23 protein-coding genes are annotated in these 22,466 nt (G+C 46.5%); 9 read left to right on the forward strand and 14 right to left on the reverse strand.

Annotated elements, in window-relative coordinates; all coding sequences use genetic code 11:
• Positions 1–30 precede the first annotated feature (30 nt).
• The 11 genes from ACWA2B_RS04950 to ACWA2B_RS05000 all read right to left on the reverse strand — a co-directional run bounded on the left by ACWA2B_RS04950 (position 31) and on the right by ACWA2B_RS05000 (position 14,262).
• Positions 31–2,163 carry a molybdopterin-containing oxidoreductase family protein gene (locus ACWA2B_RS04950; RefSeq protein WP_318627949.1) on the reverse strand — a complete coding sequence of 711 codons (2,133 nt, stop codon included), beginning with the start codon at positions 2,161–2,163 and terminating at the stop codon, positions 31–33.
• 371 nt (positions 2,164–2,534) lie between these two features.
• A complete protein-coding gene (locus tag ACWA2B_RS04955) occupies positions 2,535–3,368 on the reverse strand; it encodes a formate/nitrite transporter family protein (protein ID WP_069010034.1) in 834 nt (277 codons plus the stop codon).
• 387 nt (positions 3,369–3,755) lie between these two features.
• Positions 3,756–5,117 (reverse strand): FAD-dependent oxidoreductase, encoded by a 1,362-nt coding sequence (locus ACWA2B_RS04960; protein ID WP_069010035.1) that lies wholly within the window; start codon positions 5,115–5,117, stop codon positions 3,756–3,758.
• Positions 5,118–5,507: 390 nt separating this feature from the next.
• Positions 5,508–5,984: a glutathione peroxidase gene (locus ACWA2B_RS04965; RefSeq protein ID WP_069010036.1), complete on the reverse strand. Its 477-nt coding sequence runs from the start codon at positions 5,982–5,984 to the stop codon at positions 5,508–5,510.
• Between the two features lie 87 nt (positions 5,985–6,071).
• Complete coding sequence (locus tag ACWA2B_RS04970; RefSeq protein ID WP_318627950.1) at positions 6,072–6,875, reverse strand: (2Fe-2S)-binding protein; 804 nt, start codon at positions 6,873–6,875, stop codon at positions 6,072–6,074.
• 12 nt (positions 6,876–6,887) lie between these two features.
• Positions 6,888–7,781, reverse strand: coding sequence for an ABC transporter ATP-binding protein (locus ACWA2B_RS04975; protein WP_029518547.1), 894 nt, complete (start codon positions 7,779–7,781; stop codon positions 6,888–6,890).
• Between the two features lie 231 nt (positions 7,782–8,012).
• On the reverse strand, positions 8,013–9,032 hold the full coding sequence (locus ACWA2B_RS04980; RefSeq protein WP_029518548.1) for an LLM class flavin-dependent oxidoreductase: 1,020 nt from the start codon (positions 9,030–9,032) through the stop codon (positions 8,013–8,015).
• Positions 9,033–9,136: 104 nt separating this feature from the next.
• On the reverse strand, positions 9,137–10,300 hold the full coding sequence (locus ACWA2B_RS04985; protein ID WP_069010039.1) for an AI-2E family transporter: 1,164 nt from the start codon (positions 10,298–10,300) through the stop codon (positions 9,137–9,139).
• Between the two features lie 150 nt (positions 10,301–10,450).
• Entirely contained in the window at positions 10,451–11,464 is a 1,014-nt protein-coding gene (locus tag ACWA2B_RS04990; protein ID WP_013312376.1) for an LCP family protein, read from the reverse strand.
• A gap of 91 nt (positions 11,465–11,555) precedes the next feature.
• On the reverse strand, positions 11,556–12,458 hold the full coding sequence (locus ACWA2B_RS04995; protein ID WP_029518550.1) for a cation diffusion facilitator family transporter: 903 nt from the start codon (positions 12,456–12,458) through the stop codon (positions 11,556–11,558).
• Positions 12,459–12,615: 157 nt separating this feature from the next.
• Complete coding sequence (locus tag ACWA2B_RS05000) at positions 12,616–14,262, reverse strand: DEAD/DEAH box helicase (protein WP_449291759.1); 1,647 nt, start codon at positions 14,260–14,262, stop codon at positions 12,616–12,618.
• A 350-nt stretch (positions 14,263–14,612) separates the two neighbouring features.
• Between ACWA2B_RS05000 and ACWA2B_RS05005 the strand changes: the two genes are divergently transcribed.
• From ACWA2B_RS05005 to ACWA2B_RS05035, 7 genes are all read left to right on the forward strand, one after another.
• Positions 14,613–15,215 carry a hypothetical protein gene (locus ACWA2B_RS05005; protein WP_318627985.1) on the forward strand — a complete coding sequence of 201 codons (603 nt, stop codon included), beginning with the start codon at positions 14,613–14,615 and terminating at the stop codon, positions 15,213–15,215.
• A gap of 39 nt (positions 15,216–15,254) precedes the next feature.
• Positions 15,255–15,899, forward strand: coding sequence for an immunity 50 family protein (locus tag ACWA2B_RS05010; protein ID WP_069010042.1), 645 nt, complete (start codon positions 15,255–15,257; stop codon positions 15,897–15,899).
• Positions 15,892–16,299: a hypothetical protein gene (locus ACWA2B_RS05015; protein WP_069010043.1), complete on the forward strand. Its 408-nt coding sequence runs from the start codon at positions 15,892–15,894 to the stop codon at positions 16,297–16,299. Before ACWA2B_RS05010 ends, ACWA2B_RS05015 begins: the two co-directional genes overlap by 8 nt.
• A gap of 178 nt (positions 16,300–16,477) precedes the next feature.
• On the forward strand, positions 16,478–17,107 hold the full coding sequence (locus ACWA2B_RS05020) for a hypothetical protein (protein WP_069010044.1): 630 nt from the start codon (positions 16,478–16,480) through the stop codon (positions 17,105–17,107).
• An 82-nt stretch (positions 17,108–17,189) separates the two neighbouring features.
• On the forward strand, positions 17,190–17,717 hold the full coding sequence (locus ACWA2B_RS05025; RefSeq protein WP_081317503.1) for an SMI1/KNR4 family protein: 528 nt from the start codon (positions 17,190–17,192) through the stop codon (positions 17,715–17,717).
• Positions 17,701–18,261, forward strand: a complete 561-nt coding sequence (locus tag ACWA2B_RS05030; protein WP_069010045.1) for a hypothetical protein — start codon at positions 17,701–17,703, stop codon at positions 18,259–18,261. Before ACWA2B_RS05025 ends, ACWA2B_RS05030 begins: the two co-directional genes overlap by 17 nt.
• 2 nt (positions 18,262–18,263) lie before the next feature.
• A complete protein-coding gene (locus tag ACWA2B_RS05035; RefSeq protein ID WP_069010046.1) occupies positions 18,264–18,707 on the forward strand; it encodes an immunity 26/phosphotriesterase HocA family protein in 444 nt (147 codons plus the stop codon).
• A gap of 61 nt (positions 18,708–18,768) precedes the next feature.
• Here the strand turns inward: ACWA2B_RS05035 and ACWA2B_RS05040 are convergent, their stop codons facing one another.
• Positions 18,769–19,308, reverse strand: coding sequence for an HAD family hydrolase (locus tag ACWA2B_RS05040; RefSeq protein WP_029518560.1), 540 nt, complete (start codon positions 19,306–19,308; stop codon positions 18,769–18,771).
• A 213-nt stretch (positions 19,309–19,521) separates the two neighbouring features.
• A complete protein-coding gene (locus ACWA2B_RS05045; protein WP_219728090.1) occupies positions 19,522–19,623 on the reverse strand; it encodes a putative holin-like toxin in 102 nt (33 codons plus the stop codon).
• 109 nt (positions 19,624–19,732) lie between these two features.
• On the opposite strand from ACWA2B_RS05045, the gene ACWA2B_RS05050 reads away from it, so the two are divergent.
• Both ACWA2B_RS05050 and ACWA2B_RS05055 read left to right on the forward strand, forming a co-directional pair.
• A complete protein-coding gene (locus ACWA2B_RS05050) occupies positions 19,733–20,392 on the forward strand; it encodes a DNA gyrase inhibitor YacG (protein ID WP_069010047.1) in 660 nt (219 codons plus the stop codon).
• On the forward strand, positions 20,373–20,732 hold the full coding sequence (locus ACWA2B_RS05055; RefSeq protein ID WP_176715670.1) for a DUF7716 domain-containing protein: 360 nt from the start codon (positions 20,373–20,375) through the stop codon (positions 20,730–20,732). Before ACWA2B_RS05050 ends, ACWA2B_RS05055 begins: the two co-directional genes overlap by 20 nt.
• Here the strand turns inward: ACWA2B_RS05055 and ACWA2B_RS05060 are convergent.
• On the reverse strand, positions 20,722–22,356 hold the full coding sequence (locus ACWA2B_RS05060) for a DUF6138 family protein (RefSeq protein ID WP_449291760.1): 1,635 nt from the start codon (positions 22,354–22,356) through the stop codon (positions 20,722–20,724). The genes ACWA2B_RS05055 and ACWA2B_RS05060 overlap by 11 nt on opposite strands.
• Between the last annotated feature and the right edge of the window lie 110 nt (positions 22,357–22,466).

Here is a 22,466-nt window from a genome sequence, read left to right on the forward strand (position 1 = left end):
TTTGCATCTGACGCCATAAAAGGCATAATCTCATTGGCGCTTCACATTCACCACCGTTGAGAAGAAAGTAGCCCCCTGTCCCATATCCGACAGGCGATCAGAGGTTAACACATTGGCACGCTGTCTGTGTCCTTTGCCTTTCCACCATAATCCCTGGCTAATCACTGTACCGGGCAACATCAGATCGGTGACTTTGGCTTTCAGCTCATACGTCCCACGATCATTCCATACGGTAACCGGTTCCCCATCCGTGATGCCTCTTGTCTGAGCATCCTCCGGGTGAATTTGTAGTAAAGGCTCCCGCTCCAGCCGCTGATGCTTGGGTAAGTTAGCAAAAGTAGAATTCAGAAAATTATGGTTTGGCGGTGAAATAAACATTAATGGAAACCGCTCGTCCGCTTGCGGTCGATGCTCTCCATCATACCCTTCAATCAGCGGCACATAAGAAGGCATCGCAGGCAGACCTGCTTGTTTCATTTTTTCCGAATATAGCTCAATCTTGCCTGAAGGCGTGGTTAAACGATCCAAATAAGTGGCCTTTGGCGTCATATCAAGCTTTACAAAAGGTGACTTCTTTAAGGCTTCCAAGGTCACACCGTTGAGATAAGGGTTCGTTGGATTATCAAGCGCGCCTGCGATCATCTCCTCTTCACTTTCCGTAAAGGCAGCTTCGTCAAAGCCCATAGCCCGTCCAAGCAGGCTAAACAGCTCATAATTGCTTTTGCTTTCCCCGAGTGGAGCAATGACGGGTTCCTGCATCTGGACATAGTGATGCCAGTAGGATTTATATAGGTCTGTACCTTCAAAGGAAGACGCTGCAGGCAGCACAATATCAGCATAACGGGCCGTATCTGTAAGAAACAGGTCATGAACGACTGTGAACAAATCCTCTCGTTCAAATCCTTTAGTCACCCGTTCCGAATCGGGGGCTACAACTACCGGATTACTGCAATATACGAATAACGCCTTAATCGGCTGTTCCTTCTGTAGCAGCGCTTCTCCGATCCGGTTCATGTTAATCATCCGGGCATCCGGGTTCTGTCGCAGATCAGGACGCTCCAGATGGGCGCTGTTAATCTTGGCATAAGCGCCGTTGGAGCGTGACGCTCCCCCGCCGTGCTTCAGCCATTGTCCAGTGAGCGCAGGCAAGCATGTAACCGCACGTACGTTCATACCGCCATTATCATGATGCTGAAGCCCATTACCGATATTGATATACGCTGCTCTCGCAGTTCCGTACATTTCCGCCAAACGGATAATATCCGCTTCCGGCACGCCGGTAATCCGCGAAACTCGCTCTGGTGTATATGTCTTAACATGCTCGCGCAGTTCCTCATGACCTACTGTGTAGCGATGTAAAAATTCGTCGTCCGTCAGTCCTTGAGCGAACAGTACATTCATAACACCCAGCGCGAGCGCTGTATCCGTCCCCGGATATAACGGAATGAACCAATCCCCCCATTGCGCCGTCCGGTTACGATGAACGTCAATAACGACCACCTTAGCACCTTTTTTACGTGCTTTCTCAGCCAAAACGACCTGATGCATGTTGGTGCTAATGACATTACCACCCCACACAATAATGAGGTCTGCATCCTCCGTGTCCTCCGGGCTGGTGCCGCCCTTAAAACCCATAACGGACGCCCATCCTTCATTCCCAGCCACGCTGCAAATCGTCTGATCCAGTTGGCTTGAACCCAGCGCATTAAAAAATCGGCGATCCATTCCATCCACACTCAATACGCCCATATTGCCATAAAAGCTGTAGGGGAGAATAGATTCCGGTCCGTCCGTACGGATCAGCTCCTTGAACCGACCTGTAATGGTATTGACCGCCTCCTCCCAGCTAATTCGTTCAAACTTCCCTTCTCCTTTGGGGCCTATACGCTTCAACGGATAGAGCACCCGATCAGGATCATATACCCGCTCCGTCATATTGCGAACTTTGTTACAAATAGCCCCTTTGGTAATGGGATGATCTGGGTTTCCAGTCACCTTGATTATCTTTCCTTTTTCCTTGTGAAGCAGGAGCCCACACGTATCCGGGCAATCTAACGGGCATACAGCCGGAAAAATACCGTCCTGCTGCTCCGTCATCCGCTGTCCCCCTTGTAAGTCTTGTTGAAGCGTGGCCTCACGAGGCGCGCTATTGCGATGATCCATAGTGTTGATGCTCCTTTCCGTTACCGTTTCCAAAAATTACACTGATCTTATCATATCCACAGCTTTGGCCGATGGCAAGAGAAGGATTTTCCCACACAGCCGCTCTCCAAAATATTAAAAAAATCCGTCTGCTGCATAGAGCAAAACGGATTTTTTAAGAATTATAATTTTTTTCAACATCCTGTTTCATCATATCTTACTGAGGGTAAAAAAGATCAAGGCATCATGGACGAGAGCACACTCATCCTCCATGCCAAATCATGGACCACTCCCAAAAAAATCCGCCATGACAGGTTTCGTTCCCCCGGGCCTGTCATGGCGGATTTGCTTTGTTCATTGCTGTTTAAAGTACCGTGATTAGGTAGGATCAATCAACGGATTGGATGTGCAACCGAAGAAGTAGTTGGAGATTCATTCACTGGATGTGCGTTGGCTTGAGGCTTTTTCAGATAGGCCAACCAGTAGGCTCCAGCCACAAACAGGCTACCTCCTACCAAATTCCCCAGCCAGACCGGAATGAAGTTCATAACATAATCTGCCCATGAAAAGTGGCCTGCAAAAATAGCCGCCGGAATGAGAAACATATTGGCAACAACGTGCTGAAATCCAATAGCCACAAAGGCCATGGTCGGGAACCAAATCCCCATAATTTTGCCGCCAATGGAGTCTGTGCTATATGCCAACCATACAGCCAGTGCTACGAGCCAATTACATCCTATACCCGATATAAAAGACTGCAAAAAGCTTTCGTGTAGCTTATGTCCTGCCATATCCACCACTTTGTCCAGATAAGGGCCCGTTTCTGTTAAACCCAGCACATGCCCAAAGAAAAATGCAACGAATAACGCACCTGCAAAATTACTGAGCGTAATAATCGCCAAATTACGAAACATGACTCCTGTCTTAATCCGTCCTGCCCATCTCGCCAAAGGGACCGCCATCATATTGCCGGTCAGCAATTCTCCGCCTGCGATCAAAACTAATACCAGACCAATAGGGAACACCGCAGCTCCAATAAAGGTGGCAATGCTTCCCCATTCTTTAGGCGCACTTGCAATAACACGTATATCCAGCAAAAACCCGAGTGCAATAAATGCACCTGCCAAAAACCCCAGTACCACCGCCACAGTCCACGGGTTGTTCGCCTTGGCCACTCCTGTTTCCACCGTCTTTTCAGCAATTTGCCCCGGTTTATAGCTCGCCATATATCCCCGCTCCTTTAATATCTATTCACTAAAATATTCTTCTTTCATATTTTATTTAAAATCAGTGATTAAGTTTGTGAAAAAAATCACTTTCGTAACTATAAAAAAAACAGCCCCTGAAAAAAGGACTGTTTTTCTGTATTATTACATCTACTGCGCTACTACGCGCTTTACATTTAATTGTATTCTTCCTTTTCAACTGCTCTTAAGAACCAAAGAACTCCACCAAGGCCTACCATGGCCACGACTACAAGAAAAAGGATATAAAACAAACCCATAAGTTACTTCCCCCCTGATCCTTATGCTACTCTATATTGTACTATAAGGATTCATCCGTACGCCTCAGATTGTTGACAAACTTATGAACAATGTCACAGACAAATCTAATTATACAGTAACTGGGTTCCGTTCAGATATTGTAGGCAATGCTTGTAAACCTGCCGCGTTCAAGAAATTCCAAGGCTTGTTATAGTGCGGCTGGAAGAAGAAATCGACAAAGGCCAACTGGTCAATGGTCATATGGTTTTGAATGGCTACGGATAGCGTGTTAATGGATTGCGTCAAATCCACCTTCGACATAATTTGAGCACCCAGAATTCTCCGCGTCCCCTGTTCATATACCACTTTCAGTAACACTTTTTCGGAGGTTGGCATAAATTCAGGTCGGTAGCTGTCCTCAATGGTTACAGCTTCTACAGTCATGCCTTCATCTGTTGCCGCAGCTTCCGTCATGCCTGTTCCTGCGATATTGTCTTCGTAAATTTTGATACCCGAAGTTCCTTGGGTTCCCATGTAAGCAATGGTTGGTTGCACCAGATTACGTGCCACCAGCGTACCCATACGAACTGCGTTGGTTGCCAAAGGGATATAAGCCGTTTTGCCGGTCGGATTATAGCGAATTGCACAACTGTCGCCTGCTGCAAACACGTCCGGGCAACTACTTTGCATATAGTTATCCACAATGATCGCACCGTTAGGCAACATATCTACCTGACCTTTGAGCAGATCCGTTTGAGGTCGGAAACCGATGCAGAGAATAACAAGCTCTGTTTCATATTCTCCTTTAGAGGTCACGACTTTACTTACCTTACCGTTCGTACCCTCAAAACGACTCACCGTCTCGCCAAGTACCAGCTTAATGCCATGTTCCTTCAGGGAACTTTCAATCCGGTCTGTATACTCATGGTCCAAATACTTATTCAATATACGATCAGCACTGTCGATCAGCGTTACATTTTTACCATTCATTTGGAAAGCTTCTACCAATTCAACACCAATGTATCCAGCTCCCACGACTGTAATGTTCTGTACGTGCTGGGCTTTCTCAATGATATCATTGGAATGATTATAGTTTTTACAGAGCAAAATATGATCAAGTTCAATGCCTTCCAGCTTTGGAATAATGGGCCATGATCCCGTGGTCACAATTAGTTTATCAAATGTGTCTGTAAATTCCTCACCTGTTTGGAGATTACGGGCATGCAGCGACTTGCCAGCCGTATCCACACTCGTTACCTCATGAAGCATCTTGGTCACTACACCCAAGTCAGACAGTTGATCTGGAGACGAATAAAACAGGCCGTGCGGATCTTTGACGACACCACCTACGTACAGCGCAATACCACAAGATAAAAATGAAATATTATCATTACGCTCGTAAACGGTAATTTCTGCATCTGGATAACATTTAGCTGTGTTAACGATAGCTGCTGTGCCTGCGTGTGTACATCCGATAACTGCTACTTTCATGTTGAATTCCTCCTTGGTGTGTGGGCATAAACTGTATAATAATTGTGAATAGTTTCACGTAAACAGCTCGTTAGTGTTTGTGATTTATTTCACTTCATGCACTTATTATAGTGTGATATTTTTCACATTACAATAGCTTTTTGTGATATTCACAGTTTGTCCACATTTAAAAAAGAAAGGATATACGAGATCAACTGTTTGCTGAAATGTTTTTTTGCTCCATTCAGTTTCCCCTGTAGGCGGCCTGATTATGCCCATGGAATCGACTTTCACATGATGCTCCCACCTTAGACAAATGCACATGTAGAGAACAAAAAAAGGTCCGCTTCCCGGAGACATGCCGGAAATCAGACCTTTTTAAACATATATTTTGGAATGAAGGCAAAGCTACTATAGCAATTGCTCAATGGCTGCTTTCATCGCTTCTGGTGACTCCTTCGGTTCAAAACGACCCACAGGTACACCTTCACGATTCACAATGAATTTCGTGAAATTCCACTGAATTGTCCCATCTTCCTGTTCTCCAGGCTGTTGCTTTTTCAAATATTCAAACAGAGGCGCTGTATCCGGTCCATTGACGTCCACTTTGGCGAATACCGGGAAATTAACCCCGTAATTCAGTTGGCAAAATTCAGCCGCTTCCTCGCTGCTGCCCGGCTCCTGACCGCCAAATTGGTTGCAAGGAAAGCCTAATACAACTAATCCCCGATCCTTATATTCGTCATAAAGCTTTTGCAAATCCCCATATTGCGGGGTAAGTCCGCATTTACTGGCGGTATTCGCAATAACCAGCACCTTACCAGCGTAAGTATTCAGAGAAACCTCCTGATTCGCTGGTGTTACGGCATTATGTGAATAGACAGACATACAGCATCCTCCTTCGTGTCACTTGGTTTAGGTTACATAACCTATTTTAACCAAAAGGTGACGGACATGCCAACATCCACAGAGACTTTACCATGATGCCACCACTTCGAGTCTGCGTTCTTCGCGTTCGGAAGCGGACATTTTGGGGCAAGTATAACAATACCGCTGACCTCCACCTGTCTTGTAATATTGGCAACAGGACGGTTTCATGTAGGTATTTTCACCAGGGCGGTAAGGATTGTCCAATTCAACGAGACGAACCGTAAACGGATTTCTTTTACGCCCGAATATCTCTCCCTCAAGTTCACGTGTCACATACATATAATCTTGTTCAAAGCGCTCCACATCCTGAGGATCAGTCAACGATGGCTGTACTCTATCCTTAAAATACAGCAATGCCAACGGAAACTGTCCCCACATTTGGCCGATAGATGCGCTCCCCACGGTAGCAATTGCTTCCAACATGGGCCGCATCTGCAAACTGTAAAAGTCTCGTAACACTTGCTGAGCCTGTTTGGAAGAACGGTGATCCCCATTGTTCCACGTATTGTCCAGCTCTGTTAAGTCGATGACCTGAAGACTAATAGAGGGATATTGACCTTCATAACAAATATGAAATCTGAGATTAGAAACGGACAGGTCCCAACGGCGTTCACACAGTGATACCATAAAATGCTGCGCAAACACGAGGCCACGCAACTGGTTCGCAAAGTAAACGGCTGCGGTTAAATCGTCTTCAGCACGCAGAAGATCGCCATAATACTCCATCACAGAGCGGATCTTATCTGGTTCAAGCCATTCGGCCACTGGCCCGGAATATACAGCATCCTCCGGCGTGACTCTCACTATGTTTGCTAGTTGCTCAAGCTGATCGTAATCCAGTGGTTTCATGGTATGTCCCCTTTAACCTCTTGCCGCTACTTGTGCTCTAGCATCACGTCGCTCAGCAACAGAACCCACAGGTTGCTTATCTTCCACATTCATTTCTTTTATGGCTTGGCTTACCGCAGGCTGTCCAGCCAAAGCATACGGAAGACAGAGCGGTACACCTGTACGAGGATCTGTTACAATATCAGCCTCAATCCCGAACACTTCACGCAGCACATCAGGGGACATAACCTCAGTTGGAGTTCCTACAGCCTCAGCTTTCCCTTTTTTGATTGCAATCATATGCTGAGCATACCGGGCCGCATGGTTCAAATCGTGCACGACCATAACAATGGTGCGCTCCTCCGAAGTATTTAGATACTCCAGCAAATGCAGCACTTCCAGTTGATGCGCCATATCTAAAAATGTCGTCGGCTCATCCAGAAATAAAATATCCGTATCCTGCGCAAGTGCCATAGCAATCCAGGCACGCTGACGCTGACCGCCAGAAAGCTGATCAATCGGACGATCGTGGAACTCGCTCATTCCCGTTACTTGAATGGCCCACTCTACCATTTTGCGATCTTCCGCTTTCATGGAACCAAAACCTTTTTGATAAGGAAAACGTCCGTAAGATACCAGTTCCGTCACGGTTAATCCTTCCGGTGCAGTCGGATTTTGCGGCAAAATAGCCAGCTGCTTAGCTACTTCCCGGGTGGATTGCTTATGAATGGATTTACCGTCAAGCAGAACACTGCCGCCCTTAGGATTCATGATGCGAGCCATCGTCTTCAGAATGGTGGACTTGCCAGAACCATTTGCGCCCACCAAGGCTGTGATTTTCCCTTGCGGTATTTCTACGTTCAGATCTTCTACAATCAATCGATCTTCATAAGCAATATCCAGATTTGCCGTTTTCAGACGAAACATGTGGAATCATCCCTTTCCCTTATCCAATATATATAGTCACGGGCTTAACGCACGACTTTCATCAAAACTTCATTCTATCTTTATATAATAAAGATATTGATAATCATTATCAAGTGTTAACTGGTTTATTTCCTATATCATACAGTGCATATCATCCAATATTTTCTCAAAAAATTCAAAAAAAGATCACAGCTCCTCGAAGCTGTGATCTTTCAAATCCGGTGAATTGCATTATGACTGTACAGAAGACAGTCCAAATGCTTCGGCCATGAGACGTATAGATTTCATTTTGGCATCAAAGTCATGAATAATGCTCGCAACCATGATCTCCTGTGCATTATAGTCCTTACTTAATTGCTCAATCTGACGCTTCACCTGTTCGGGCGAACCGACCACCATACGTTTGCGATTCTCACGTATCCGCATCCGGTCAAACGGCGTATACGGATACGCCAGTGCCTTTTCCACGGAAGGTGTTCCAGCGGAGCGCATTCCCTGCTCTAATAGTACAAGAGATAAGTCCATGCTGGAAGCCAAGCGATTGGCCTCCTCTTCGGTATCCGCACAGATCGCAAATACGGCAACAAGCGAACGTGGTTGGTCACTATGCTGGGAAGGCTGGAAGCTTTCCTGGTATTCCTTCATAGCCCCTGTGCCGCCTTCACCATTAATGAACTGCGCAAACGCAAAGCCCACGCCACGCTCGGCTGCCAGACCTGCGCTATCACCACTGGAGCCGAGCAACCACATTTCCGGTACAGTTTCTATAAGCGGCATCGCCTGTAGCGAACCGAAACGGTGATTATTGCCTGTGCTGTCATGTAAATAAGCTAACAGGTCATCCAACTGCTCAGGGTATAGATCTACACCCCCTCGCATTTTGCCTTCTTGCAGGGCTCTGGTAGCAATGGGCATTCCTCCAGGCGCCCGTCCCAGACCTAAATCAATGCGTCCCGGATACAATCCCTCCAACACACGAAAGTTTTCCGCTACTTTATAAGCGCTGTAATGAGGCAGCATCACCCCACCCGACCCCACTCGAATGGCCCGAGTACGGGCGGCCAGATGTGAAATCAGTACCTCCGGGCTGGACCCAGCGAGATTTGCTGCAGAATGATGCTCTGATACCCAAAAGCGATGATAACCCAAGCGTTCCGCCTCTATAGCAAGCTCAGCGGTCTTTTGTAATGCCTGCGCATGCGTCATGCCTTCCGATACCGGAGATTGGTCAAGAATGCTGAGTTTTATCATAAAAGTCTGACCTTTCTATTTGGGAATAAGGATAGGCATTAATTATAGCACGCGTAGCCACAGTTACCCAAGAGGGGCCCATATCAATTTTATAGTGGAAAAGTTTATTTTTCGTAAAGACTTGCGTTCCCTTTATCCGCCTCATAGAGATGCGAACGCTTTTTAAAGAAACTATACAAATGTGTAACGATTACTTTCAAGACAGCATACCCCGGAACCGCCAGTACAATTCCCACCACACCAAACAAATTGCCTGCGGTCAGAATAACGAAGATAATCGTGATCGGATGTACCCGAAGAGATTTGCCCATAATTTGTGGAGAAATTAATTTACCCTCAATGAGCTGTACGACTGTCCACACGATAACCATCTTGAGCAGCATAATCGGTGAGGTAACCAAGGCTACAATTAACGCAGGTGTAATGGCAATGACGGGACCTAAGTAGGGGACAACGCTCGTAAAGGATGCAATGACTGCAAGCGTCAAAGAGTAGTCTAATCCAATGATTAGGTAACCAATATACAACAGCGCCCCAATACAGAAGCTGACAATAATCTGCCCACGAATATAGGAACTGACCTGATGATTCATCTCGGTCATAATGCGATCTGTTTCTTTACGAAACATAGGCGGGAGCATTTTCAGGATAAACTGTGGTAGCTTGTGTCCATCTTTTAGCAAGTAGAACAGAATAAATGGAACCGTGGCAATCGCAAGTACCGTTTCTGTAACCACGCCCAAAAAGCTGCCCACACCCGTCCATGCATTATTAATAAAGCTAGATAACTTTTCAGAAGCTTTGGAGGCCAGCTCTGATGGATTAATTTGAATCGTGTTCTGGAACTGGTTTACAAAATCGCTGCCGATCAGTTTCTCGAATTGTCGTTGTACTTGCTCGCTATAGGCAGGGAAATTTTGAATAAGCCCCTGTATTTGATCACGGATCACAGGCACCACCGATGTAACCACAATCGCAATAACCCCTATAATAAGCAAAAACAATACAACAATGGAGTATACTCGTTTCACCTTGTTACGCTCCAGTACATCAACCAACGGGTTGAACAGATAGTACAACACGCCGGATAATATAACAGGGAGAATGATCGTTTTTAACAGCACTATGACAGGTGTGAATATGTATGAAATTTTGGTAAGAACCAAGATATTCAAGCCGATCAGCAGCAGTACCAGCAGGAATAACACAAACTTGTTGTTCAGAAAAAACTTCTTGAATCGGTCTTTCCATGCCGGAGTTATTTCCACACCACATTCCCCTTCTCTTTACACAAATGAGTATACGTTCTTCATAGATACGATATATTTTTGGAACAAAATATACAAGGTTATACCCAAATAAACACAAAAGCAAACAAAGTTGTACGTCATCGTACGAACTTCGCTTGCTTTCGAGGGTTATGGAGTATCATTTATCGTGGTTGCAGCATCCACCGTCGTGGTCACAGGTTTGTTCTCCTGTTCAAAAAGATTCTGTATGAAGCGCTTGAGCTTTCTTTCGTCTACACCCAATACCTGCGCACCCTTAATGGTTTCCCCGCGCACCAATTCATTCGGCGGGATTTGCTGCTTCGCTACTGTTGTTGCATCGATATTAAAGCCCAATGAAGCCAATTGCAGCATTTCCGTAGTACTCAGATTCGTTTCAATATAAGGAGAAATGCTATTTAAAATACTCGGCAGTTTGATTAGAGATGAGGTTGACTGAATTTTACCGCCAAGCTCAGTAATGAATTTGCGTTGCCGCTCCGTACGCGTAAAATCGGAAGTCGCATCATGACGGAAGCGTACATATTGCAAGGCTGTTTTACCGTCCATGTGCTGCATTCCCTTTTTCAAATCAATATCAAACTGGTGTTTATCCGCCTTGGAGGTATAATGCATATCTTTTTCGACATCCAGGTCAATACCACCCACAGAATCAACCAGCGCAATAAAACCATTGAAATCAGTATATACATAATATTGAATTGGTATGCCCAGCAGGTCGCTCACGGTCTGTCTGGTCAAATCCGGTCCCCCGTAGGAAAAGGCAGCATTCAATCGACTTTGCCCATGACCTGGGATATTGACGTAGGTATCACGAAGAATCGACATCAGTGTAGCCTTTTTCGTAACCGGATCAATAGAAGCAACCATAACGGAGTCAGAACGCCCTGAATCCTCTCCACGGGAGTCGCCGCCTAGCAGCAGAATATTCACTCTTTCTGTCCCATCCCATTCCGGTGGGAGCGATACCTCTACAGGTTGTACATTGGTTTGAGTTTGTGCCTGCGGTTTGAATTTCGAATCCTGTCCGGAAGCAACTGAAATTTGATTCGTAAAATGATATATAGAATACGTATAATATCCGCCCACTAAAAGAACCGCCGCAGTCACAGAAATGCCTAACCATTTTAAAAATTTTCGCATATTTTCGGGTAACCTCGCTTTTATTCATCATCGTTCGGCTTTTAAAAGCATACCCTTCCTGCAAGTTATCTGTCAATTCGCGCCGTCTGTTCTAGTGGTCGTCCGCATACCATGGATTCAAATGGACAAGCACCTCATAAACCCGCGGTTCCCGCTTCATGACAGCCCCCTTAATCAGTCGAATAATATCGTGTCCCTGCTGAATCGTCAAAGAGGCATCCACTGAAGCGCGGATATCCACGATAATATAATGGCCGTGCTCACGGGCACGGATACGGTCAATACGTTGAACCTCGGCTACACTCAGTGCGGCTGCGGCGTAGCTCTCAATTTCCTCCGTTGCAATCGCCTTTTCCATAAGCACATCTATGGATTCACGGCCCATTTCCCACGCCAATTTCAGAACTAGCAATGCCACTACGAATCCCGCAATAGGGTCACCGTAAGATAAGATTGAAATGCCCCAGTGCTCCCCAATCAGCCCCAATCCGATACCCAGTACAGCAGCCCCAGAGGCGTACACATCAGCGAGATGATCTTTTGCCGTTGCAATAAGACCCTGACTATTGGCCGCTCTCCCGATACGAATCGTGTAGATATACAGCCACTGTTTCCAGAGCAAGGAAATAATGGCGGCCACCAATGCCAGTATATGCTCCTGTGGCATCGGTTCGAACAGTGCTGCAATCGAATGATAGCCGATGAATATACCCGCTCCAAACAATATGACCGCCACCACGCTTGCACCGATCACTTCTGCCTTGCCGTGACCATAAGGATGGTCCTCATCCGGCGGCTGGCTAGATATGCGCATCGCCCCCAGTGCCGTTGCAGAGGCAATCACGTCCCCAGCATTATGCACACCATCGGCTACCAGCACCTTGCTGTTGAACATAAGTCCTGTAATAATCTTAATGCCGGTTAATAGGATGTTGCTAATCAGGCTGATCCATGCTGAGACCATGGCGCGCTTGCCCATATCCTGTTCCTGCATGATGTATAACCCCTCCAAATTTATCTTTTGAATTTATCTTATGGCGCTGCTCTTTCAGCGGTATGGATGAAGATTACAATAGCCCCGGAAGATGAGCCTCCCCGGGGCTATTATGATAACCATAGTGGAGCATTCTATGAGAATACTCCTATTTTATCTATCTGGACCGTCCGCGACGGCCTCCTTGTCCTTGACCACCACGCGGGCCGCCTTTGGCTTGTCCACCGCGGCCACCTTGGCCTCCGCGCGCAGAACCACTGCTGCTGCGGTCATACCCACCGCGCTCGCTGCTTTGTCCTGCCGAGCGACCTTGGCCTCCTCGTGCGGAACCGCCGCTGCTGCGGTCATATCCACCGCGCTCGCTGCTTTGCCCTGCCGAGCGACCTTGGCCTCCACGTGCAGAACCGCCGCTACTACGGTCATACCCGCCACGCTCGCTGCTTTGTCCCGCCGAGCGACCTTGGCCTCCGCGTGCGGAACCGCTGCTGCGGTCATATCCGCTGCGCTCGTTACTGCCGCGGCTAGAGCGACGTTCGCCGCCTGCACTGTCACGACGGCCCGCCTGTTCGCGGCCGCTGCCCCGGCGTCCACCGCCGGAGTCGTTGCCACCGTAGGAACGGCGGTCGTTTCTGCCCGAACGGCGTTCTCGACCCTGCCGATCAGCCGTATCGGAAGCAGGTCTACGCTGTCCGCCGCCCTCACTGCTGGTGAATGTGACACCAGCAACTTTCTGGATGTTCCGAAGCTCTGGAATATCCCTTGGCGTAGCGAGCGTCACCGCCACGCCTTTGCCTCCGGCACGGCCGGTACGCCCGATGCGGTGGATGTAGCTTTCGGCATCCTGCGGCATGTCGTAGTTGAAGACATGCGTGACGCCTTCTACATCCAGGCCGCGTGCAGCTACATCAGTCGCTACGAGCAATTGGAGTTTCGCTTCACGAAACGCCTTCATCACTTGCTCCCGCTTGTTCTGGGACAAATCCCCGTGAAGCTCACCGCTCTGAAAGCCCATTTCTTGCAGCTCTTCGTTCAGTTTGGCAGCCCGGCGCTTCGTACGGCAGAAAATAACAGCCAAGTACGGACGATCCGTATTCAGCATATCCACCAATGCCTGTTGCTTACCACGGTCTGTTGTTTGCACAACGACCTGACGGATTTGGCTCACCGGAACGGAAGAAGCGGATTTCACTTTGACATCTACAGGTTCGTTCATATATACACGAGCCAGTTTGCGAATACCGGCTGGCATCGTAGCGGAGAACAGCATCGTCTGTCTCCGGTAAGGAACTTCCTGAAGAATCGTCTCCACATCGTTCAAAAAGCCCATGTGTAACATTTGATCGGCTTCATCCAGGACCAGCATTTTAATGCCGCCTAGATCCAGCGTGCCACGTCTCAGGTGATCCAGCAGTCGCCCAGGTGTCCCAATAATCAGTTGTGCGCCACCTTTCAGTTTACGAAGCTGACGCTCCACGTCCTGTCCTCCGTAAACAGCTAGTAGAGATAAACTCGGCTCCGCAGCAGCCAAGCATTTAGCTTCCTCTGTAATCTGGAGTGCCAATTCACGCGTAGGTGCAATCACAAGCGCCTGCGGGTGCCGCTTGTCCAAATTCAGCTTTTGTAAAATCGGCAGTAAAAACGCAAGCGTCTTCCCTGTCCCCGTATGTGCCTCGGCAATCACATCCTGACCTTCCATCAACAGTGGAATGGACTCCTGCTGTACAGGTGTTGGCGCTGAGATGCCCTGCTCTTTCAAGGCTTCTACCCAATTTTGCTCCACACCTAATGCTGTAAAATTCTTCAAGTTGTATTCACTTCCCTTATCTGTATTCAATATGTGTCACGTAAAATAGGTTCATGTGCCATATGACATCTATCGTTCCATAGTTCAGAATTCCCATTTTTGTATCGGTTCTCATTCTCCCCTTTTCAGGAAGGGAGCATATCCGTTATCGTTGAATCTGTTCATGTAACTCAACATACGGCCGCAAGGCGGCTCAGGCCGTTCCATATATGACTTTCCTAGTATACGCGAAGTTGAACTGGTTTCCAAACGATTTTAATGAACAGGACCACAGTCTATATAAAAGGTGAATTCGATCTTCATGTCATATATTATGGTATAAGAATTGGTAATTCATGAATAAAGGATGGATGCTTGTGGTTAACAACTTGCATTATAATTTTATAATGGCCGGTTCCTTGTCGGAGAAGCACACTTTGTTTGCTGAAGAGTGCTTTACTAACCTGTTCGATTGTTTTGAAACGCTCCTGAATATATCAGGAATCCGCAATACCCGTGTGTCTATCTATCAATCCAAGAAAGCCAAACACGGTAAGATCCGCTGGGACAAGCAGGAACTGCTCCGCATTGTGACCGATGATGAATTGACTCCTTTGATGCTGGTTATAGAGGCGCCTAGTATCAAATCGTCCTATAACAAAGGGACGACGCCGGAAGTGTACATTCTTTTGTCCAATGGCCCTATGGGTCAATCTCCCAACAATTGCGGGATGCTTGTTTCGATCCGTCAGGACGTTTATAAACGTATTGACCGAACAAGCGTGGAAGACGTTATGCTGCGGCTCAGCCAGTTAATAAAGGCAAACAAACTGTTACATAGCTCGCGCAACTTTTATGCTGGCAGTAAAGCACGCGCCATTATGGATATTCTTCCATTTATGCTCGAACAGGATACCCCGGATATGAAGTATGTTTTTCAATCGTGGACTCCGTTCCCTTTACCACACACTTAAACAATCCGTCATACTATTAACCCCAGGAGGCTGCAATTTATGCAAATTCAAGTTCAAAAGGTTGAAAAAAAAGAGAACGAATATCTCATTCATTATCAAGCCGGGGGAGCGTTGCCGTTCGTTCCGCATGATATTGTTCTGATCCATGGCAAACAGTATTTTATAGGCACGATTTTGAAAGTAGAGCCGGAACAGGCCCTTGTCCGTATTAATCCGGAATATGAAGACCAACTGGCAGGGTCCATCGGACTGGAGCTGGCTTTCTCTCCAACTGTTTCTATTCAAGGTGCAGACAGCATTGTCGAAAAGCTTGGCTATTTCCCTCCCTTTCATTATGACCGAATTACAGCTGCTAATATGACGAAAGACCAGATTACGCTGACGATTGAGCTATCCTACGCTAGCGTGCTTGTCCCTAAATCACCGGATCTGGAGCCTTCAACTGAGGCACCTGTAATCCCTGAAGCTCCAGCAAAAGACGTCCCACGCTATGCAGTAACTTTTACATTTCTGGAAACTAAAGAGCATGTATTAAGCCCTGTAGAAACAGAAAATATCATTTTGCAACTTGACTTCCGTTATGAAGAGGCTGATATGGTCGTTGACATCGATGCCTTGTCGGGGCTGTCAGGCAGCTTTCTGTGCAGAGGCATCCGTGCAGAGATTACGGAACTTCATGAATAAACAAGAAGCCCGTGAGCTGTTGCGCTGTCATTCTTTTATCCATGATGATCTGGAGCATCCCAAAATGCGAAGCGGATTTTTAGGGATGCTTCGCCCCTTCCAAGGCGAACTGATCGAGGACAATTTTCATGAACTCATGACTATCATTGAAGTTCTGGCAGATGAGTTGGAGAAACCATCCATAGAACGAGAGTTGATTGCCGCACTGTGGGGGATTTGCCAATATACACGGGCATGGGCGTTGCATCCTGATGGTATGCTGCAGCGAAATCATCTGCTGACCGTAGAGCAGATCAACACCCTCGACGATTGGATTGATACAATCTCCTATGCGGTTATGGTGCTGCTGGAGGGTGGCGGACCGGAAGAAGCTTTATCGAGCTACAGACATGAGAGTTGATCCGTAGTGATACATATATCTTAGTCAAGGGGGCCGCTTTTGCATTGCTTCGCGCACATAAAAGCATGCCTTTCGCACAACATGCTCTGAAACAATTAGTAGAGCATGAGGAATTCCGTGTATCTGCCAAACGGGAGCTTTCCACATAATCGACAACCAAAGGAGAATCACTCTACTTATGCGTGTAAGAATATTTATATTCATATTAATTATCGGAATTATATGTGTGCCTGCGTATTTTATTATGAGCAGCTTTGGATTATTTCAAAATGAAAAGGTGCTTGTACATTACAAGCTTGCCATTGAGGTAAAGGATAAAAAGTATGATGCCTGGCCTTTAATCAGTAGCTATGCCGCTATAGATAAAAGAGGGGACAGTCGTCAGCTCTACTACCAGGCGGAGGGCTCAGGCTTAGAGTATCTGTTTCAGCTAGCCTATGGACAATATGAACTCCGAACCTCCAAGGAAAATCCTTTCCTCGACGGGGGAATCCACTACACCATGGACCACCCTGAGTATGTGCGTGAGGAAAAGCAGTATGAGAATGCTAACGACTACACGGAATTAACCCATTTTTATAATCAGCATGAACGGATGATTTATACCTATAATCCCGAAGCCAAGCTCGATAAAACATACGTCCGTTCCATCATCACCGCTGGGATGACTCGCACAACTGGTAATTCAAGCCGTCCGGTTAAGGATGACTATATCAATATCAGTAAGCTGTTTAAGGATAAGCTGGGAGTGAATGTGAAGGTAGATGTGGATGAGAACAACAAAATCGTTACCCTATCGATGACATAATCTCACAGTGATGCACCGCTGCGTCGTCTCATTTCCAAAAAAGAGATCTATGGTTTACTAGAATCAAGGGGGCTGGTTGTTGATGTCATTCGCAATTGAATCAGGGCTTTTGCCTGCCCAGATCGCAGCATTGGAGGAACAGATACAGCGTATATTGCCCGCTGGCTATAAACGTTTTCTTTCACAATATAACGGATTTTATGTAGCCGCCCCTTTTTATTGCAATGTGCCCTTCGATCGAGTGGATAACGGAGACATTGATTTGACTTGTTTTTTCGGATATGAGGTATCCAACAAAAATCATGACCTTCTAGCGATTAATGATGAATTTCTGGATGAAATCAATCATGTCGAGAGCGCTTTGTTGATTGGTGCAGATGCGGGCGACAATTTTTACGTTCTGACATGTAAGCAATACACCCCGTATGTGTACTACTGGGACCGCACACATCTTCATGCTTATGATGACAAACTGAACTATGATATTGCAGAGCAGGACGAATGCGGACATTTGTATCTGGTGGCAACAGACTTTACAACGTTTTTTAATCAGGTAATTGAACGACTCAACGAGCAGAAAGGAAGGCCTAATGATGACAGAAATACATAATGCTAAGCAGGGACCGGCTTATTTGGAGGGTTGGGTTGTACCCGAAAACCCCGAGGCATGGGTCGAGCAGGAGTGGACAGGTACGCTTCGTTCACAGGCAGGACATACGAAATTCCACATTTTTTATTACGGAGAACTTATGGACGAGCTGATCACTGGTACTGAATTTGCACCCCAACTCATTATTGCAGAAGATGCAGTCACAGGTGAACAGATCGTGATTTTTGACGGAACCCGCCATGGTTACGATGCTCTGCTATGCGAAGTTTATACCAAGGAGCAGCAGAACAATCGCACTCCCCTGCTGCCCTATCTGGACGAAGATGGTGAAGATACTTTCGAGGTAAGCGTAACTGCCTTTTATAATGTTGATTGGGATGACGAGTTTGCAGACGATGTAGATGAGAATGGGCAGTTAGAGCTGATCAATGGCGAACGATGCGATTTTGAAGATGCGAAGCGGAACGGCTATGATGCGATCAGCATTACGATTACCAGCGCTAAAGGTCTAAAAACAGAGATCCTTCAGGAAGAGCTGGCCTGACGATGGTGTTCAAAAGAATCAAACATCAGGAAGGCGATATTTTTGTTATCCCCCTGCATGACGGCCGATTTGCGGTATGTCAGGTGATCTGCGCACTGTATGGTAGATTCAAAAAAGCGTTCTCCTTCGGGGTTCTATCCATAGGCCAGAATCAAGCGTACGAGGGAGAAACGACATATCTTCCGTTCACAAATTATCGCGGCCGATTTGAAGTTATATTCACCGCCACCCAAAATCTGACGAAAGGAGTATGGCCCATTATCGATCATCGCCCTCTTTCCGAGGAACAACAGCAGCTAAAATATTTTAATTGCGCGGGCCATCTATACTGTGGGGATGAATATATACGCAATCTGGAACTGGAAGAATATAATCAATATACGGTAATGGGCGTGGCTGGATATGAGTTGGTACAGCAATATTTAGCCCAATATGATGACCGCTAGGAAGAATAGCAGCACAAATAACCACCTTGAAGTTTGAATGCCAAGGTGGTTATTTGACCTGTTAAAAGGGTTCAAACGTATATGGGAATGATGTACGCTCTGTCCCCAATACCGACTTCACGCGCTCTTCATCCACCAACGCTTCGACGAGGCTATACAAATCCGAGGCTGCATACCGAAAATTGCCCCATGTGCGCAGATTCAAAGCATAGATTGGGAATTCCCCCCGTTCATCAGGCGATTGAATATCCCAGATCAGCAAGTCATCCTCTTCACTGGAAGCGAAAGGGACCGCATGCTCCAAAAGCTCCGGAAAACCATCTGGCTCCAGCGCCGCTTCTTGTAAAACCTCTTCTGATTCCAGCAAATCATCAAACCAAGCCCGCCAATCATGATAACGATGAAGCCATGAATCCGGGTGATCGCCAAGAGGAATATGAATGTTCCATAAGCCGCATAGTCGCCCGTAACCAAGAGTTTTGACATAATCTATATAAGAAGGCGGAAAGCCCATACCATTTTCAAAACGATGCTCTATTAGAAAAGCCTCATCATAGTAAGCCTGGAATTGCGGACGCTGTAGTCCTGTAAAAATGCTCATGCTCGCCCTCTCCTTTCGCGCATCTTTATTCACCTTTTCGCTCTTAGGCACATTGAAAAGGTCTTTTTCAAGTGTTAAAATGGGAATAAGATGTATATTCTAAAAAAGAGTGAAGATGCGTCAACATCCTCACTCTTTGGCAACAGCCGCTTTTAAGGGCGGTGGCTGCAAGTTCACGGTATTCGAAATAGACCGGTTCCTACCACGGGCGGTCTATTTCTTTTTATGGAAGGAAAGAATCAGAATCACCAACGTTGCGAATTGAATCATCAACATTAAGGTGTCTTTAACCTCCACAGGCCTCACCTCCCTCACAGGAGACTAGCCGACCGCCCATCTAAGCCATTCTGTTGTTAAGGAATATTATAACATATGAAATATAAAGAGTGCGTTTTTACGATCTTTCCGAAAAGGAGGAACGAACATGGAGCAAAAACGCTTCAAAGATGAATATGGATACAAATATGACTTTAGCGCCGTGATTAGAAGAGGAGAACAGGTAACTGTTCACTGCCCCCGTTGTCAGGGCCAAGCTTTTATTTCCATATCCAAAAAAGACTGTTATTACGTCGTTCGATGTTCTCATTGTTACTACACATATCAGCAGCCCGAATCTTATACATTCTATGCACGCGGCGTATGCAACCATTGCGAACGGTATTTTAATATCGAAATCCATGATGACCGAACGAAACTCCATAAAAATACAAATATAAACTGTCCGCACTGTGAGACACGCAATCAGGTTCCGGTGCATCGTGTGCAATCACGCGAATGGCATACGAACGTGATCCAAAACGGAAAAGACCCTATTTTCCAGCTCCAGCTGTACTTCCTAGATTACTATCGGGGGAAACCTGTCTGGGCTCTTAACCGGATACACCTGAATTACCTGCTCTCCTATATCTCTGCCGAGTTGCGAGAAAAGCCTGCATCCGGTATGATGCGTACGGCTTCCCACTCCATTCCCAGGTACATTAAGGATGCGAAGAATCGCCAGTCCATCTTAAAGATATTACAAAAGCTACAGCATAAGCCAGCGGCTAAGAGAGGAGTCTCCATACATGAGCATACAAACTTTTGACAGCCTTGAAGCACTGGTCCATGCCGTTGACCAAACAGAAATCAATGAATGGGTATTTGCCAATCTGAAACATGTTCAAAGTAATCCGCTCAATTCTACCTATTACATCATTCCCGAGGAAGAATTGTGGGAACTGGAGGATGCCGGTCTCACCGTCACCAATCATCGTGATGAAAGTATACCTGCATCTCTGCCAGACCATCAGGTGCAATCTTGGCTGGAGGTGGCGACTGTACAGGATGTCATTGAAGTGTTACGCCACAGCGGAAGCGAGCCGGATATTGAACGCATTGCGCAAGGACTGCGATATTATCATGAATATGATGCTTTTATGGAATAAGCGTTTCCAGCAGCTCTTTTACCTCAGGGACAGCCTGCTTCAGGCTGTTTTTTAGTTTCTTCGCGCCACCCCATATACGATAAACAAGCACCTCTTGTTCGTAGTTCTCCAGCTTCTTAAGCTCCTCCACCAGTACCTGTGCCTGCTCTACGGTTTCAATTCCGGATGACTTCAGTGGTTTGGCAGACTCGTTGCCTGCCAGTAGAACCCTCGTCCAAACGGGTATCGTGTCCGGTGTCAGTCCGTGTGCGTCAGCAAATACAGCGGCGTAACCGTCCTGTACGGACTGATGTTCACTGTCCACCAGCTTCATATAACGATTCACTAATGGGAAATAGTTCTTTCCTTTTAGGCCCAGTCCCATCACCGCATAGGTTCCCGGCATTGCCGACTTTTCACCGGGCTCTACATCGTTATACCACTTGAACTCTTCCATCACGACCTCAGCATATTCAGCCAGCAACGGATGCAGCGCAGGATATTCAAGTGCATTGGCGAAGAAACGATGCAACGTAGATTTAGCCAACTTGGGTACAGGCAGGTAGTTTTTCACCTTGCTTTTGAACTTCATCCGATATTCCTTGGTAAAGCCCTTTCTTAAAATATCGCATAAATATACGAGTGCTTCTCTATAGCTCTCTTCTTCCTCTGAACGAATCTGAACCTCCAGCGTTTGCAAAATATCATTGGCTTGGCAGATGACTCGCTCACTTGTATATAACGCTGGGATGCTTCCTGATCCGTTCTTAAGCCACTGGGCTGCCTGATCCGAACCCAACTGTGCAGCAATCTCCAAATACTTCTGCCGTGCATCGGCATCGGTCGAGCCCACCCGCATCGCGGTAAGCAGGAACATCTCCATGGCTGGCGCGGGAATTTCCGAAGGGAGAATATCGGGCTTCACTTTATAATCCAGTCCATAGCTTTTTTCCCGATCCGCATACTTCAGCAGAAATTCATCCTCAGCCCAATGCTTTAAGCCACTGCTGAGCTGATACCTCCATGCTTCCTCACGCTTGCGGCTGACCTTCACTTTGGCATCCATTCGATTCAGCAACTCATTCATCCGCTGGGCGTTTACAGGGTACAAATGAGGATCAAGCAAGTGTCTCACTAAGAAGAAATCGTCCTCTTCCTTCGGGATAGCTTTACTGGAGGGGTTGAGCTTCTGCTCTACAAACTGTTGGATAGTGGCTAACAGTTGCTGCCGTTTATCTTCATTTAGGAGTGAGAATGTAAAATGATTGGCCTTATTCTCCAAGACCACTTCCAGATGAAAATCCAGTCGATAACGAAAGAACATGGAGCTGAATTCTTCCGAATTAAATAGCGCCTCTATCTTTTCCTTGAACATAGGCATCCATTCGTCCTGCACCGGCTGCAATGTTACCCCATCTGTAAACCCAGAAATTTCCGCATCCGGTCTACGACGATCCCAATCAAACGGTTCGTGGGTATCCACCCACAGCCCATCCTTCTTACAAGTAACTTTTAAGTATTCATGAATCCCTTCGTGAAGGACGCTTTTGATTTGGAATTCGGCGATGCGCTTTTGCTCAGAAGCGTATGTCTGGTCAATCTCCTCAAAAATTGGACCGATGTAGGCTTGTACCCCTGATGTCATAAGATGTGTTCCTCCTTCGTCCCCTCACAAATTGTAGTTCCTACGGAATTAAGATAGACTAATCTATAACTATTTTATTTCCTGATTATAGCATATCTCTCATTTACTTT

Source organism: Paenibacillus sp. CMM36 (assembly GCF_053570945.1).

Excerpts from the sequence above, each read along its gene's own strand:
- ACWA2B_RS04950 (WP_318627949.1), bottom strand. The coding sequence starts at position 2,163 with ATGGATCATCGCAATAGCGCGCCTCGTGAGGCCACGCTTCAACAAGAC.
- ACWA2B_RS04955 (WP_069010034.1), bottom strand. The coding sequence starts at position 3,368 with ATGGCGAGCTATAAACCGGGGCAAATTGCTGAAAAGACGGTGGAAACA.
- ACWA2B_RS04960 (WP_069010035.1), bottom strand. The coding sequence starts at position 5,117 with ATGAAAGTAGCAGTTATCGGATGTACACACGCAGGCACAGCAGCTATC.
- ACWA2B_RS04965 (WP_069010036.1), bottom strand. The coding sequence starts at position 5,984 with ATGTCTGTCTATTCACATAATGCCGTAACACCAGCGAATCAGGAGGTT.
- ACWA2B_RS04970 (WP_318627950.1), bottom strand. The coding sequence starts at position 6,875 with ATGAAACCACTGGATTACGATCAGCTTGAGCAACTAGCAAACATAGTG.
- ACWA2B_RS04975 (WP_029518547.1), bottom strand. The coding sequence starts at position 7,781 with ATGTTTCGTCTGAAAACGGCAAATCTGGATATTGCTTATGAAGATCGA.
- ACWA2B_RS04980 (WP_029518548.1), bottom strand. The coding sequence starts at position 9,032 with ATGATAAAACTCAGCATTCTTGACCAATCTCCGGTATCGGAAGGCATG.
- ACWA2B_RS04990 (WP_013312376.1), bottom strand. The coding sequence starts at position 11,464 with ATGCGAAAATTTTTAAAATGGTTAGGCATTTCTGTGACTGCGGCGGTT.
- ACWA2B_RS04995 (WP_029518550.1), bottom strand. The coding sequence starts at position 12,458 with ATGCAGGAACAGGATATGGGCAAGCGCGCCATGGTCTCAGCATGGATC.
- ACWA2B_RS05005 (WP_318627985.1), top strand. The coding sequence starts at position 14,613 with ATGCTTGTGGTTAACAACTTGCATTATAATTTTATAATGGCCGGTTCC.
- ACWA2B_RS05010 (WP_069010042.1), top strand. The coding sequence starts at position 15,255 with ATGCAAATTCAAGTTCAAAAGGTTGAAAAAAAAGAGAACGAATATCTC.
- ACWA2B_RS05015 (WP_069010043.1), top strand. The coding sequence starts at position 15,892 with ATGAATAAACAAGAAGCCCGTGAGCTGTTGCGCTGTCATTCTTTTATC.
- ACWA2B_RS05020 (WP_069010044.1), top strand. The coding sequence starts at position 16,478 with ATGCGTGTAAGAATATTTATATTCATATTAATTATCGGAATTATATGT.
- ACWA2B_RS05025 (WP_081317503.1), top strand. The coding sequence starts at position 17,190 with ATGTCATTCGCAATTGAATCAGGGCTTTTGCCTGCCCAGATCGCAGCA.
- ACWA2B_RS05030 (WP_069010045.1), top strand. The coding sequence starts at position 17,701 with ATGACAGAAATACATAATGCTAAGCAGGGACCGGCTTATTTGGAGGGT.
- ACWA2B_RS05035 (WP_069010046.1), top strand. The coding sequence starts at position 18,264 with ATGGTGTTCAAAAGAATCAAACATCAGGAAGGCGATATTTTTGTTATC.
- ACWA2B_RS05040 (WP_029518560.1), bottom strand. The coding sequence starts at position 19,308 with ATGAGCATTTTTACAGGACTACAGCGTCCGCAATTCCAGGCTTACTAT.
- ACWA2B_RS05050 (WP_069010047.1), top strand. The coding sequence starts at position 19,733 with ATGGAGCAAAAACGCTTCAAAGATGAATATGGATACAAATATGACTTT.
- ACWA2B_RS05055 (WP_176715670.1), top strand. The coding sequence starts at position 20,373 with ATGAGCATACAAACTTTTGACAGCCTTGAAGCACTGGTCCATGCCGTT.
- ACWA2B_RS05060 (WP_449291760.1), bottom strand. The coding sequence starts at position 22,356 with ATGACATCAGGGGTACAAGCCTACATCGGTCCAATTTTTGAGGAGATT.